The organism is Nocardiopsis quinghaiensis, from assembly GCF_008638365.1.
Lineage (GTDB): Bacteria > Actinomycetota > Actinomycetes > Streptosporangiales > Streptosporangiaceae > Nocardiopsis > Nocardiopsis quinghaiensis.
This window is the reverse complement of record NZ_VWVU01000038.1, coordinates 21,939-35,312: the sequence shown is the minus strand read 5'-3', so window position 1 is coordinate 35,312 and position 13,374 is coordinate 21,939. Positions and strand designations below refer to the sequence as shown.

The window sequence follows — 13,374 nt, the reverse complement described above, 5'->3', positions numbered from 1 at the left end:
GCCGTGTGGTGTTACGGTCTGTTGTGGTTCTGGTAACCATTTTCTTGTCTTCACACGTCTTCGGGGGAAACCCGAACAGAAGAACCCCCGAGGTGGCGGGGATGTCCCCACCACCTCGGGGGTGTGAAGCGGTGAACCGGTCCGGACGCCGTGTCCGGGTGTCCGCTACCGTGCGTTATGGATGCCTGGAAGGAGGGGTCACAGGAAGCGGCCGTCCTCGTAACCGCCTTCGTACCCGCCCTCATGGTGTTCCCGGCCGTATCCGTACCGGTCGTAGGGCTCGGCCGGGTACTGCGCCGGGGCCTGCGGTCCGCTGGGGTGGCGGCCCTCGCCGCCGGGGTGCCATCCCTCCCCGGGGTAGCCGCCGTACTCGGGCTGCTGTGGCTGCGGACCGGTCGGGTAGCCGCTGTTCAGGAGGTCGGAGTAGCCGCCCGCGGGACCGGTCGCCGGGGGGTCGAAGCGGTCGCTCGGCCCCGCGTAGCCGCCGTACCCCGGGGGCAGGTCCCCGCGGGCCTGGTCGGCGGGGTGGCCGTTCGTGGGATGGGGACCGTACGGGTGGTTCTGTGCCCCACCGGGGAACGCCGGTCCGCCGGGGGAGCGCGGGTGACCGGGAGGCGGGACCGCGGGGCCCTGGTTGAACGGCGAGGGCACACCGCGCACCGGGGTGCCGGGGTCGCCCACACCGCCGGGGCCGCCCCTGCCTCCCGGGTCGCTCATCCCGCCCGGGGCGCCCGTCCCGCCGGGACCATAGGGTGCCCCGAACGCCTCACCGTTCTCCCGACCGCCCCACAGCGGCGGATTGGGGCCCTGGTAGGACGCCCGGTTGTGGGTGCCGCTGTCGTAGGGGGCGCGGGTGTGGGGTCCGGTGTCGTAGTTGTCGAGGCTGAAGGTGCCGCTGTCATAGGTGGGGCGGGTGTGGTTGCCGGTGTCGTATTCCGGCCGTCCCGCTCCTGGCGCGCCGAAGTCTCCACGGTTGTGGGTGCCGCTGTCGTAGGGGGCGTACCGCTGCGCTCCGGTGTCGTATTCCGGTCGTCCCGGTCCCGGTGCGCCGAAGTCCCCGCGGTTGTGGGTGCCGCTGTCGTAGGGGGCGCGGGTGTGGGGTCCGGTGTCGTAGTTGTCGAGGCTGAAGGTGCCGCTGTCATAGGTGGGGCGGGTGTGGTTGCCGGTGTCGTATTCCGGCCGTCCCGCTCCTGGTGCGCCGAAGTCCCCGCGGTTGTGGGTGCCGCTGTCGTAGGGGGCGTACCGCTGTGCTCCGGTGTCGTAGGACGGCTCCGGGAACGTGCGGTAACCCCCGGTCAGCGGATCGGAGGCCTCACCCGCGGGACGTGGGAGCGGACCACCGCCCATGCCGGGCCCCGGTACCCTGCCCATGTCGCTCTGGCCGCCGCCGAAACCCAGGTCCGAGCGCTGGTGCGCGCCGGTGTCCAAGCTGGACCATATCGGCGATCCCACGTCCGCGTCCGGTGCCGGCACCGAGGGACGGAAACCGGGGTCGAGCGGGTCGGAGACCGGGCGCTCCGGCCCGTCCGGGAGCCCCGGGTAGTCCGATCGGCTCATCGTGCCGCTGTCGTAGGACGGGCGGTCGCCGAACGGGTCACGCGAGCCGGAGGAGGCCCCCAGCGGATCGCCGTACGAGGGGGAGTAGGAGGAGCCGGGCGACCACGACCCCGGGCCGAGGGGGTCCTCGGGGGGCGAGGCCGCCGGTGCGGCGGTCTGTGACGGCTGGGGGAGCCCTCCCCGGTCGGGCTGCTGGGCCGGAGGCGGAGCGGGGCGTTCGCGGCGCTCCTCCTGCCTCGGGGACGGCGCGGGCTCGCCGTGCGTGCCCTGCCCGTGGCGTCCTGGTTCGGGCGCCTGGTGCTCCCGGCCGTCGGAGACCTGCGGGACGCTGTTCTGCCCGAGACTGGCCAGCACCGCCAGGTCCGCGGCGGGGTCGGCGTTCCCGCCCCTGGCCGCGGGCATGACCGTAGTGGCTCCGGGCGGTCCCGACTCCTGGTCGTCGTAGTCCTCGTACGCGTCGTCGTAGTCGTCCTCGTACTCGTACGCGGTGACGTCGGGCGCCCCGTCCCTGTCTCCGAAGCCGTCCCGGGGCCCTGCCGAGGGGCGCTGTGCCGGGCCGTCCTCGCTCAGGCTGGACCAGAAGTCGTTGTCGGACAGGGAGTCGGGATCGTCGCCCCAGTCGTCATCCTCGCGCTTGCGCCTGCCCTTGGGGCGCCGCTCCGTCCTGCCGTCGTCGTCCTGGCGCGATCGGCGGGCGCGCCCACGCGGTGCCGGTTTCTCGCCCCGTCCGCGTCCCCGTTCCCGGCCCCGTGTCCGGTCGTCGGCGCTTCCGGCGTCAGCGTCCTCGGCGTCGTAGTCCTCGTCCTCGTACTCGTCGTAGTCGTCTTCGCGGGAGCCGATACTCAGCGAGCGCATTCCCAGCAGGAGGAGCACGAGAATGGCGAGCACGACGATGACGGCGATGATGATGATGACGGTTACGGTCATGTTGTACGCACTACCTTGGGGAGGTCGGCCGCGCCCGGATCGCACCGGAGACCGGCCTGGTGAAGACCGGTCGAGGGGAGGCGGCGACCGCCTGGTTCCACGATGCTCCGGTGTATCTGACCTGCGCGGGTGGGAGGACGCAGGCGGTCCGGTGCGGTTTCGGGTCAGGGCGCCACGCGGCGAGTGAACGGATATCGGTCATCTGAAATGGGGCGAGGGACACAGGCCCACTGTATGCGTTGTCGTGCGCTGTGTGCAGAGGGAGAAGGGAGCTTCCTCGGCGAATCCCCGTGGGCCCGAAGCCATGGAATCATCCGGATTCCGGGTGGGGCGGGACTCCCACGGCGCCCCGTCTCACTCGTTGCTCGCGACCAGGGTTCCACGGGCGACGGCCTGGTCGGCGATCGCCTCCAGGGACGCGCTCAGCGGGGCGCCCTCCGGCAGGCCCAGCGGACCCCTGAGCGCGTACACGGTGAACCGGTACTCGTAGGTCTCCCCGGCCTCGGGGCAGGGCGCACCGTAGGCGGACTCACCGGCGCTGTTCTGTCCCTGCTTGGCGTCGGCGGGAACGGTGTTCTGGCGCAGCTCGACCAGTTCCGGGTCCAGGTCGTAGACCACCCAGAACACCCGGGCCTCCTGCGGATCGTCCACCACCAGCGCGATCGAGCCCGCCTCGTCGGGTAGCCCCGACCAGCTCAGCGGCGGCGAGTACGCCGCCTGGACCTCTTCCTCGTCCCCGGTTCCGTCCCCATCGGTTTCGCCACCCTCATTGGTTCCGCCGTCCTCATCGGCCTCGCCGTCCCCGGAAGTCTCTCCGTCCTCGATCTCCTCACTGGCGCCGCCGCAGGAGTAGGCGGCGGGAATCGGCTGGCCCTCCTGCATGAGCGGGCTGGTGACGTTGATGTCGTCGGGCATGTCACCGTTCTGGCCGGGGGAGAGAATGCCGCAGCCCGTGGTCAGGACCAGTGCGGCGGCCCCCGCCGCGACCGCGCCCGCGCGTGTGCCGGGGGGCGTGGGGGCCGTACGCGGCGCACCGGTGATCCGAGGGAAGGGGAGGGCCGGGAACAATGGGACTCCTGCTGGACTTTCGGGCCGTGGAGGCGCAACTCGCTGTGACCACCGGCGCGGTGCTCGGGAGACACCCGGTGCCGGACTCGGTGGAGAACGCGCGGGTGCCGCCACGGGCACCGCGAACACGTTCCAGAGCGAACCCTACTGTGGCCGGGAGGGCACTCGGTCTGCCGTCACCGCTTGCGTCTCCCCGAGGGTGTGCCCCGTTTCGTTCAGCCGGGAGAGAAGCGGGGGCGAAGGAGCGTCCGGTCATGGGCGCCCGTCCGCGCGATCGGTGATCATGGTGCGGTGCGGTTCTCCATCCTGGGGCCTCTCCTGGTCCACGACGCGACCGGGCGGCCCGTCCCCATCGGCGGTGCGCGCCTGCGCACCCTGCTCGCCCTCCTCCTGCTCCGCCCCGGCCGACGGCTGACCACCGAGGAGCTCACCGACGCGATCTGGACGGGCAGTCCGCCCTCGGCGGCGGGCAACGCCCTGCAGGCCCTGGTCTCCCGCCTGCGCCGCGCCCTGGGAGAGGGCGTCGTGATCGACGGCGACGCCTCCGGGTACCGGCTGGCCGTCGACCCCGGTCAGGTGGACCTGGTCCGGTTCGAGACCCTGGTCAGGCGGGGACGGTCCCACCTCGCGGCGGGCAGGCCCGCCGACGCCGCCGGCGACCTGGACGGGGCGCTCTCCCTGTGGCGGGGGCCGGCCCTGGCCGACCTGACCGCGCACGGTCTGGCGGAGGACACCGCGCTGCGCCTGTCCGAGACCCGCAGCGCCGCCCGGGAGGACCACCTGGCGGCCCTGGCCGACCTGGGACGGTACACCGAGCTCCTCCCCGAGGCAGAGGCCCTGGCCCGCCGCGCCCCGCACCGCGAGCGCCCTCTGGAACTCCTCGTACGGGCCCTGGCCGCGACCGGCCGTACCGCCGACGCGCTGGCCGCCTACGACCGTTTCCGCACACACCTCGCCGACGAACTGGGCCTGGACCCCTCGCCCCAGTCGCGGGACCTGCACCTGAGACTGCTGCGCGGCGAACTCGACGCGCCCCGCCCGGCGGGCGCGGGGCCGTCCCCCGAGACGACCGGGCCCGCCGACGCGCCCGCCCCGTTCCTGCGCCTGCCGGACACCCTGACCAGCTTCGTGGCGCGCGAGGACGAGGTGGACACCACCGTGGACCTGCTCACACGGGGGCGCCTGGTCACCCTGCTCGGGCCCGGCGGTGCGGGCAAGACCCGCCTGGCGATCGAGGGCGCCTCCGCCCTGGCCGTCCGCGCACCGCACCTGCTCACCCGCGGCGGCTGGTTCGTCGAACTCGCCTCCAGGACGGCCGCGGACATCACCCAGGCCCTGTCCCACGCGCTGGGACTGCGCGAGCACGTCGTGCTCCAGGCACGGTCCACCAGCGCCGCCACCGCCTCGCCCCTGGACCGCGTCGTCTCCTTCGTCGGCGACCAACCCGCCCTCATCGTCCTGGACAACTGCGAGCACCTCGTGGAGGACGTCGCCCGTATCGTGGCCCCACTGCTCGCCGGGTGCCCGCGCCTACGGATCCTGGCCACCTCGCGCGAACCCCTGGGCGTGCCGGGCGAGCAGCTCATGACCGTCCCCTCCCTGGCCCTGCCGCCGGAGGACGCCACCGCCGAGCAGGCCGCCGCCTACCCCGCCGTCATCCTGTTCGCCGAACGCGCCGCCGCCGTCCGGCCGGACTTTCGCCTCACCCCCGACAACGTCGCCCACGTCGTGCACGTCGCCCGGGAGCTGGACGGCATGCCGCTGGCCCTGGAACTGGCCGCCGCACGTCTGCGCTCCATGACCGCCGCCCAGCTCGCCGACCGGCTTCGCGACCGTTTCCGGCTCCTCACCAGCGGGTCCCGGTCGGCGCTGCCGCGCCACCGCACGCTGCGTGCCGTCGTCGACTGGAGCTGGGACCTGCTCGACGGGCCCGAGCGCCGCACGCTGCGACGCCTGTCGGTCTTCACCGGTGGCGCCACCCTGGAGGCCGTCGAACGCGTCTGCGCCGATCCCGGAACCAAGGGCGCGGTCGGTGGCCACGACGTGTGGACCGTCCTGTTCGGCCTGGTCGACAAGTCCCTGGTGACCGCCGACAACCCGCCCAGGGACGACATGCCGCCCCGCTACCGGCTGCTGGAGACCGTGCGTGCCTACGCCGCCGAGCGCCTGGAGCACAGCGGGGAGGAGGAGCGCGTCCGCGACGGGCACGCCCGCCACGTCCGCGACCTGTGGCGCGAGGCCGGTCCGCTGCTGCGCGGACCCCGCCAACGGGAGCTGCTCGCACACCTGGACGCCGAGGCCGACAACTGCGGTGCGGCCGTGCGCTGGGCCGTCGACCGCCGCGACACCGCGCTCGGCCTGGACCTGGTCGAGCACACCCAGTGGTACTGGACCCTGGGCGGATCCTGGCGCCAGCTCAACCGGTGGTCGGAGGCCGTCCTGGACATGGTCGGCGACAGCGTGCCCGAGGGGCGCGCCGTCGCCTACGCCAGCTGCCTGTTCCACCGGGCCGTCGACGGGACCCTGGACCACGAGGCCATGATGGAGCGCCTGCGCCGGATCGAGGCCGTCCTCGACGAGGCCGGGGAACGGGTCGAGGAGCACCACATGCTGGTGTACGGCCTGGTGTACGGGGCGTTGATCGAGGGGCGGGTGGACACCACCCACGACCGCCTCGTCGCGGCGATGGACCAGCCCGACCCGTGGATGCGCGCCATGGTGCGGCTGCTGCTGTCCCTGCTCGACGCCGTCTCCGGGCACGTCGGACGGTCCATGGGCAGGGCGACCGACGCTCTGGAGGGGTTTCGCGCGTGCGGGGACACCTGGGGCGAGTGCCAGGCGCTCGCCCACCTGGTGGACGTGCACCGGTTCGACGACCTCGGGCGTTGCCGTGAACTCCTTGACAGGGGAGTGAACAGGACCGAGGACGCGGGGCTGTGGGGGATGTCCGTGATGTTCCGGATCCGCCGGGCCCAGGTCCTCACCGACCTCGGTGATCTGGAGGCGGCCCACCACGACCTGCGGACGCTGCTCGCCTCCGAGGGTCCGGTCGAGAAGGAACACATGGTGCTGCTGCGGCTGGGCGAGGCCCAGTGGCTGCGCGAGGCGGGCGACCTGGAGGCGGCCCGCGAGGTCCTGGAGCGGATCGGGGCCGACCTGACCGGACTGGGCGGGTTCTTTCCGGCCTACATCGAGGCGGCCTGGCGGGCCATGTGCGCGATCGTCTCCTGGATGTCGGGTGACTCCGAGGAGGCATGGCGGGAGGCCGGACGCGCGTGGTGGCTGGCCACACACGGTCTGGGGCCGGTGTGCGCCGAGGTCATGGACGTGTTCGCCATGATGACGGCCGAGGAGGAGCCGCGCCGGGCGGCTCTGCTGCTGGGATGCTCCGAGGCCCTGCGCGGCGTGCCCGACACCGCCACCCCGTTCGTGGCGCGGGCCCGGCGGCGCGTGCGCCGCGCACTGGGTGAGGAGGAGTACGTCCGCCTGGTCGCCGAGGCGCGGACCGACGACGCCGACCGGATCCGCGGGCGCGTGGACGAGTGGCTGGCCCCGATCGTGCCCGACACCGGGCCCCGCAGGGCGAACTGGTACTTCTGAGTCCCCGGCCTCCCCGTCCCGGGAACACGTCCGGGAGCCCGTTCCCCCGAACCGCCGTCGCGGCGGCCCGCGTGCCCGTGTGCGTGGACGAGTGGCCGGCACCGCGCCGCCCCGGGCGGGGGACTCCCGGAGCGGTGCGGTGTCAGCGGTGCGTCAGGCGGCTCAGGTGCGGCGCCGGTAGGCCCACACGGCCAGCGGGAAGAAGACCGCGGTGATGATCACGGTCCACACCACGCTCCACAGCACCGGGCCGGTGGCGTCGCCCGTGCCCAGCATCAGGGCGCGCATGGCGTCCACGACATGGGTGACCGGGTTGTTCGCGGCCACGGCCTGCAGCCAGCTGGGCATGTCGTCCGGGCTGACGAAGGCCGAACTGCTGAAGGTGAGCGGGAACATCAGGATCATCCCGAACGCCTGCACCGCCATCGGGGTGCGCACGATCATGCCGACGAAGGCCGACATCCAGCACAGGGCGGAGGCGAACAGCAGCACGAGGGCGGCCGCCACGACCACGCCGACCGCACCGCCCTCGGGGCGGAAGCCGATGGCGATGCCCACCAGCATCACCATCACCACGGTGATCGTGTACCTGACCAGGTCGCCGAGGATCGCCCCGGTCAGCGGGGCGGAACGGGCGATGGGCAGTGACCGGAACCGGTCGAAGATGCCCTTCTCCACGTCCTGGCTCAGCGAGAACCCGGTGCCCAGGGTCGCGAAGATGACCGACTGGGCGATGATCCCCGGCATGAGGAAGTCGCGGTAGGTCTGCCAGTCGCCCATCATCGCCTGTCCGAAGACGAAGACGAACAGGGTCACGAACATGACCGGCTGCAGCATCAGCCCGAAGACCTCTTCGGGGTTCGCCTTGATCTTCAGGACACTGCGCCAGGCCAGCTGGAGCCCGTTCTGCACGGTGGTCAGCGGGGTGATCCGCGCCGGGGTACCGGGGCCGCCCCCGGGCTGCGCCGACCGCGTCGGGGTCGTCACGGCGCTCATGTTCTGGTCCCTTCGTTCGCGGTGTCGTCCGCGGTCCCGTCCTCGGCGGCGTGCCCGGTCAGGGCGAGGAACACCTCGTCCAGGCTGGGCTTGCGCAGCGACAGCTCGGCGACCGCCACGCCCTGCTCGTCTAGGCGGCGCACCACCTCGGGCAGCACGCCCGAGTCGGTGACCGGGACGCTGGCGCGCAGCCCGTCGGAGGTGACCGGCGTACGGGTGACCGTCTCGATGATCTTGGTGGCCAGGGACAGCTCGGAGCCCTCGACCGTGCGCAGCTCCAGTACCTGGTCGCCCGCCTGGTTCTTCAGCTCCTCGGGTGTGCCCCGGCTGATGACCCGCCCGTGGTCGAGCACCATGAGGTCGTCGGCCAGCCGGTCGGCCTCCTCCAGGTACTGGGTGGTGAGCAGGACGGTCACACCGTCGTCGACCAGCCCACGCACCACGTCCCACAGACCGTTGCGGCTGTGCGGGTCCAGGCCGGTGGTCGGCTCGTCCAGGTACAGCAGCTCCGGGCGGCCCACCAGGCTCGCGGCCAGGTCCAGCCGTCGGCGCATGCCGCCGGAGTAGGTCTTGGCGGGGCGGCCGGCGGCGTCGGAGAGGTCGAAGCGCTCCAGCAGCTCGGCTGTGCGGGCCCGGGCGCCGGCCCGGTCGAAGCCCAGCAGCCGGGCGATGAGCACCAGGTTCTGGGTTCCGGTCAGGTCGGCGTCGACCGCCGCGTACTGGCCGGTCAGCCCGATCAGGCGGCGCACCTCGTGGGGCTGGCGCACCACGTCGAACCCACCGACCTCGGCACGGCCCTCCTCGGGGCGCAGCAGGGTCCCCAGGATACGGACCATGGTGGTCTTTCCGGACCCGTTGGGCCCCAGAACGCCCAGCACGGCCCCCGTCCTGGCCGTCAGGTCGACACCGTCCAGGGCCCGTTTGCCCTTGAACTGTTTGACCAGGCCTTCCGCGCGAATGGCGTCAGTCATCGAACCTCCACTTTTCAACGTCTGTCATCAAGTGTGCCGACCCGGTCTGACAGAACGCTGACAAAATCCTCCGTACCGGTACGGACCGTTCCCGAAGCCTCGGGAAGGAGAAACCAAGGCCCTAGACTCGGGCGGGTGATGAACACCCCACCGCACGACACCGCCCCCGGTCCCGGAGGGACACCCGAACCACCCGGATCCGGCACGGGGGAGACCGCACGACTGCGCCCGCCACTGCACCGCGTGAGCGGACGCGCGATAGGGGTGTGGACCGTCCGTCTGCTGTTCGCCAGCGTGTTCACCCTCGCGCTGGTCTGCGCGCTCGCCTGGGGTGTCTCGTCACTGGGCTGGGCGTGGATACCGGCGTGGGCGCGGGACAACGCCTGGCTGCTGCCGGTCGCCTACGCGGTGTACGCCCTGCTCAGGGTGGCGATCGTGCCCTCCTGGCGCTACCGGGTGCACCGCTGGGAGGTGGCCGACGACGTCATCTACACCCGGACGGGCTGGGTCAGCCGCTCCTGGCAGCTGGTCCCGGTCAGCCGGCTGCAGACGGTCGACCACACGCAGGGGTGGCTTGAGCGGATGTTCGACGTGGCGACACTGGAGGTGCAGACCGCCTCCTACGCCGGGTCGTCCACGATCGAGGGGCTGGGCGAGGAGGAGGCCCGACGTCTGAGCGAGGAGCTGGCCGTGCGCGCCGGAGCACTGCGGGACGACGCGACCTGATGGACGGACACGACGAGAACCACGGACACCCGGACGATCCCGGCCACGGCGGTTGGGCCGCCCCCGGAAGCACTCCCGGAGACGTCTCCGGGGGCACCTTCGGGGACGCGTACGCAGGGCCGGGCCACGGTCCCGCCGGAGAGGGGGCGCCGCCCGAGGACGCGCGGGACGCGGATGAGCCGTCCGGCGCCCCCCGTGACTGGTGGGGCGGTCAGGAGGAGGACGGTCCGGCCCCGCCGGGGACCGAGCACGTCCACCGGCTCAGCTCCCGGAGCATGGTCGTCGGTCCCATCAACCAGCTCAAGGGCCTCCTGCTGCCGATCGTCGCGGGCCTGGTGGTCGGCGGGTTCAACGCCTGGGTGCTGGCCGCCACGGGCGCGACCGTCGTGGCCCTGCTCGTGGGCGGGTTCGTCACCTGGCGGACGACCCGCTACGAGGTCGCGGAAGACCGGCTGGAGATCCGCCGGGGGCTCGTCCGCCGCTCCCGGCGCACCATCCCGCTGGAGCGGGTGCGCGGTGTGGACGTCACCAGTACCCTGCTGCACCGGCTGCTGGGCGTTGCCGTGGTCCGCATCGAGGCCGCCGCGGGATCGGCGGGCACCACCGAGGACGGAAAGCTCGACGCCGTGGAGGCGGCCGAGGCCGAACGGCTGCGTCGGGTGCTGCTGCACCGCCGGGCGGTGCTCACCGGCCGGAGCCCCGAGGCGGCCGCCGCCCCCTCTGCGGAGGGGGCGCGGACGGGTACGGGGGAGGAGCACGACGGCGCTCCGGCGCCAGCGGGGGACGACACCGTCACCTACTTCACCATGCCGCGCTCGTGGTACCTGTACGGAGTGCTGAGCCTGGGCTACCTGCTCACCCCCTTCGTGGTCCTGGCCACCCTGTCCGGCATGGTCCAGCAGGCGGCGGGTGAGCTCTTCGCCGACTACGTCGTGGACTGGGTGACCAGCTCCGACCGCGGGTTCCTGGTGGTCTCCGCGGTGGCCTTCGCCGGTGTGCTGGTGCTGCTGATGCCGGTGTTCGCCGTGGTCTCCTACTCCCTCACCCACTGGGGCTTCACCCTCAAGGAGCGCGACGGCTCCCTGGTCGCCGAGCGGGGTCTGTTCACCCGGCGCAGCGTGACGTTGGAGAAGCGCCGTATCCGCGGGTACGAACTCCTGGACAACCCGCTCGAACGCACGCGCGGCGCGGTACGGCTGCGTGCCGTCGTCACGGGGCTGGGCGACACCGCCAACCGCGCGGTGCTGCTGCCGATCGGCCGCCGGACGAGGGTCGAGGCGGTCGTGGACCGTGCGCTGACCCTGTACCGGGGACGTCTGGACCGCCATCCGCGCGCGGCCCTGTACCGCCGCCTGACGCGCTCGGTGGGGCCGTTCGTACTGGTCCTGGGAGCCGCCCTGGCCATGGAGGTGGTGTGGCTGGCCTGGGTGTCGGGAGTCCTGGCGGCGCTGGGCGCCCTCGTGGGAGTGGACCGGTACCGCTCCCTGGGCCACGGCTACGACGGCGAGCGCGTGAGCGTGCGCTCGGGCTCCCTGCGCCGGAACCAGGCGACGGTGGAGCGGTCGGCGGTGATCGGCTGGACCTGGACGCAGACCCTCTTCCAGCGCCGCTCCTCCCTGGCCGACCTCCAGGTCACGGTCGGCGCGGGCGCGGGCGGCTACACCGCCCAGGACGCCTCGTTGGCGGGGTCGGTGGACTTCGCCGCGCGCGTCACCCCCGAGATGGTGCGCCCGTTCCTGGCCGGCTCCGAGCCGTCCGATCCGAGGGGCCGGGGCCGGGAACGGGGCTGAGGCACACGGGAGGGCGGCCGCACCCCGGGTGCGGCCGCCCTCCCCCAGGCTTTTCGTCCGGGCTTATTCGTCCTTCTTGGAACCGAACATGATCTCGTCCCACGAGGGCACCGAGGCGCGGCGGCCACGGCCCTTGCGCTTGGGCGCGGAGTGCTCGGGACCTCCGTTGGCGGCGGCGGGGACCGCGGCCGCGGGCGGCTCCTCGGCGGCGCGGCGCGGGACTCCGGCGTCGTTGAGGTCGATGGTGGCCCGGCGGCGGCGCGGCGCCGGACGCGCCTGTACCGGGTCCTCGGCGGCCGGTGGGGCCGTCTCGGGCTCCGCGGGCCGAGCGGGACGGGTCTCCGGCGGCCACTCCGGCGCGGGGCGGCGCTCGGGGCGGCGGGGCCGCTCCATGGGCTCGGTGTAGGCGATCGCGGGCCGCCGCTCGGGCTCGGGGCGTCGGCGACGCTGGTCGACGGGCTCGGGGCGCTGACGGCGCTGGTCGGCGGGTTCGGTCCGGGGCTCCGGACGCTCGGCGGGCCGCTCCACGCGCGGCTCGGCGTACCACTCCCTCTCGCTCTCGCGGGGGCGACGCTCGGGGAACCGGTCCTCGTCGCGGTCGGCGGCGTGGTAATCGACGGGCGCGGGACGCGCCTCGTCGAACCGGTCGTTCTCGGGACGGGCCACCGGCGCGGAGCGCAGCGGCTCGTCGTGGGACACGTCGGAGGAGCGGCGGCGGGGCACGGCGTGGTCGGGACGGCGCTCGGCGGCCGACTGCGCGTCGATGCGGGGCAGGTCGGTGGCGGCCTCGGGACGGCGCGGAGCGAAGGGCGTCACGTTCGCGCCGGGGGAGGACACGGGTTCGGGCGAGGAGAACAGCGCGGCCTCCTCGTCGGCGGGGGTCACACTGTTGTGCCTGGGCTCGTAGAGCCAGTGGGCGACGCGCTCGTCACCGCCGTGCATGAAGACGAGCTTGAGCTGCCACGAGCGGTCCTCGCGCTTCCACGAGTCCCACGCCGCGTCGCCGGTCTCCAGTTGGTGCGCACCGATCCTCTTGGTGACCAGTTCCTCCAGCGAGGGTCCGGGAGCGGCGTCGCCCTGCGAGCGCACGCTGGCGCGCTGGGCCTGCTGGGCGATGTACTCGCGCTCCTGGAGGACTGGGCCCTCGAACCAGCGGACCCGCTCGATGGGTATACCGGAGATCTCGGAGATGGCCTCCGCGGTCTCGCCGGACCGGATGCGGGCCTGGATTTCCTTGGGGCGCAACGGATTCTCCACTTCGATCTCGTACTGGCCGAGCCGGGAGAACTGGCCGCGTACTGCGGCTCGGAGGCGGTCGTCGACGGGCAGCATGAAGCGGGTTCCACGGCCGGCGCTGGCGAGCACCAGGTAGGTGCCGTCCTCGCTCACGGCCACGAGGCGAAGCTCGTGCATCGCCCTCCCTTTCGCGTCCCGTCGAGGGACAGGTCCCACGACCGACCCCCGCGTTCTCCAAGTCTGGTCGGCCGACAACTGTTCGGCCAGTACCGCGCCCGGCATGTCCGAACTGTGTGCCCGCCTCCCGGTCCACGGCACGTGCCGCGGTGGGAGATGCCCCGGGTGCCCCGGAGCCCTCACGGTCGCTTCGTTGCCAATCTTGACACGCCGACCCTTCGGCGACCGGGAGCGATCGCGGGGGAATGTCGCCGATCCCGCGCGAAGGCTCCGCCGTGATGGTATCCCGCACACCTCGAATCACCCCAGGCCTGGGAAAAACTCAG

The 13,374-nt window shown here is 72.9% G+C and carries 8 protein-coding genes; 3 read left to right on the top strand and 5 right to left on the bottom strand.

The features are described 5' to 3' along the window. Nucleotides 1-198 precede the first annotated feature (198 nt). Both FYX01_RS24960 and FYX01_RS24955 read right to left on the bottom strand, forming a co-directional pair. Nucleotides 199-2,484 carry a hypothetical protein gene (locus FYX01_RS24960; RefSeq protein WP_150245974.1) on the bottom strand — a complete coding sequence of 762 codons (2,286 nt, stop codon included), beginning with the start codon at nt 2,482-2,484 and terminating at the stop codon, nt 199-201. Between the two features lie 354 nt (nt 2,485-2,838). Next, complete coding sequence (locus tag FYX01_RS24955) at nt 2,839-3,552, bottom strand: YbhB/YbcL family Raf kinase inhibitor-like protein (RefSeq protein WP_150245971.1); 714 nt, start codon at nt 3,550-3,552, stop codon at nt 2,839-2,841. Nucleotides 3,553-3,843: 291 nt separating this feature from the next. On the opposite strand from FYX01_RS24955, the gene FYX01_RS24950 reads away from it, so the two are divergent. Further along, nucleotides 3,844-7,152 (top strand): ATP-binding protein, encoded by a 3,309-nt coding sequence (locus FYX01_RS24950; protein WP_150245968.1) that lies wholly within the window; start codon nt 3,844-3,846, stop codon nt 7,150-7,152. 162 nt (nt 7,153-7,314) lie between these two features. Here the strand turns inward: FYX01_RS24950 and FYX01_RS24945 are convergent, their stop codons facing one another. Together FYX01_RS24945 and FYX01_RS24940 are read right to left on the bottom strand one after the other, a co-directional pair. Further along, nucleotides 7,315-8,148 (bottom strand): ABC transporter permease, encoded by an 834-nt coding sequence (locus tag FYX01_RS24945; RefSeq protein ID WP_150245965.1) that lies wholly within the window; start codon nt 8,146-8,148, stop codon nt 7,315-7,317. After that, complete coding sequence (locus FYX01_RS24940; protein ID WP_150245963.1) at nt 8,145-9,119, bottom strand: ATP-binding cassette domain-containing protein; 975 nt, start codon at nt 9,117-9,119, stop codon at nt 8,145-8,147. The genes FYX01_RS24945 and FYX01_RS24940 overlap by 4 nt, the downstream gene beginning before the upstream one ends. A gap of 138 nt (nt 9,120-9,257) precedes the next feature. Here FYX01_RS24940 and FYX01_RS24935 point away from each other — a divergent pair, with 138 nt between their 5' ends. Then, nucleotides 9,258-9,845 (top strand): PH domain-containing protein, encoded by a 588-nt coding sequence (locus FYX01_RS24935; protein WP_150246054.1) that lies wholly within the window; start codon nt 9,258-9,260, stop codon nt 9,843-9,845. Next, nucleotides 9,845-11,635, top strand: a complete 1,791-nt coding sequence (locus FYX01_RS24930) for a PH domain-containing protein (RefSeq protein WP_150245959.1) — start codon at nt 9,845-9,847, stop codon at nt 11,633-11,635. The genes FYX01_RS24935 and FYX01_RS24930 overlap by 1 nt, the downstream gene beginning before the upstream one ends. Before the next feature lie 63 nt (nt 11,636-11,698). Here FYX01_RS24930 and sepH read toward each other — a convergent pair whose 3' ends face one another. Next, nucleotides 11,699-13,048 carry a septation protein SepH gene (sepH, locus tag FYX01_RS24925; RefSeq protein WP_150245956.1) on the bottom strand — a complete coding sequence of 450 codons (1,350 nt, stop codon included), beginning with the start codon at nt 13,046-13,048 and terminating at the stop codon, nt 11,699-11,701. Nucleotides 13,049-13,374 lie beyond the last annotated feature (326 nt).

Excerpts from the sequence above, each read along its gene's own strand:
- FYX01_RS24935 (WP_150246054.1), top strand. The coding sequence starts at position 9,258 with ATGAACACCCCACCGCACGACACCGCCCCCGGTCCCGGAGGGACACCC.
- FYX01_RS24940 (WP_150245963.1), bottom strand. The coding sequence starts at position 9,119 with ATGACTGACGCCATTCGCGCGGAAGGCCTGGTCAAACAGTTCAAGGGC.
- FYX01_RS24945 (WP_150245965.1), bottom strand. The coding sequence starts at position 8,148 with ATGAGCGCCGTGACGACCCCGACGCGGTCGGCGCAGCCCGGGGGCGGC.
- FYX01_RS24960 (WP_150245974.1), bottom strand. The coding sequence starts at position 2,484 with ATGACCGTAACCGTCATCATCATCATCGCCGTCATCGTCGTGCTCGCC.
- sepH (WP_150245956.1), bottom strand. The coding sequence starts at position 13,048 with ATGCACGAGCTTCGCCTCGTGGCCGTGAGCGAGGACGGCACCTACCTG.
- FYX01_RS24930 (WP_150245959.1), top strand. The coding sequence starts at position 9,845 with ATGGACGGACACGACGAGAACCACGGACACCCGGACGATCCCGGCCAC.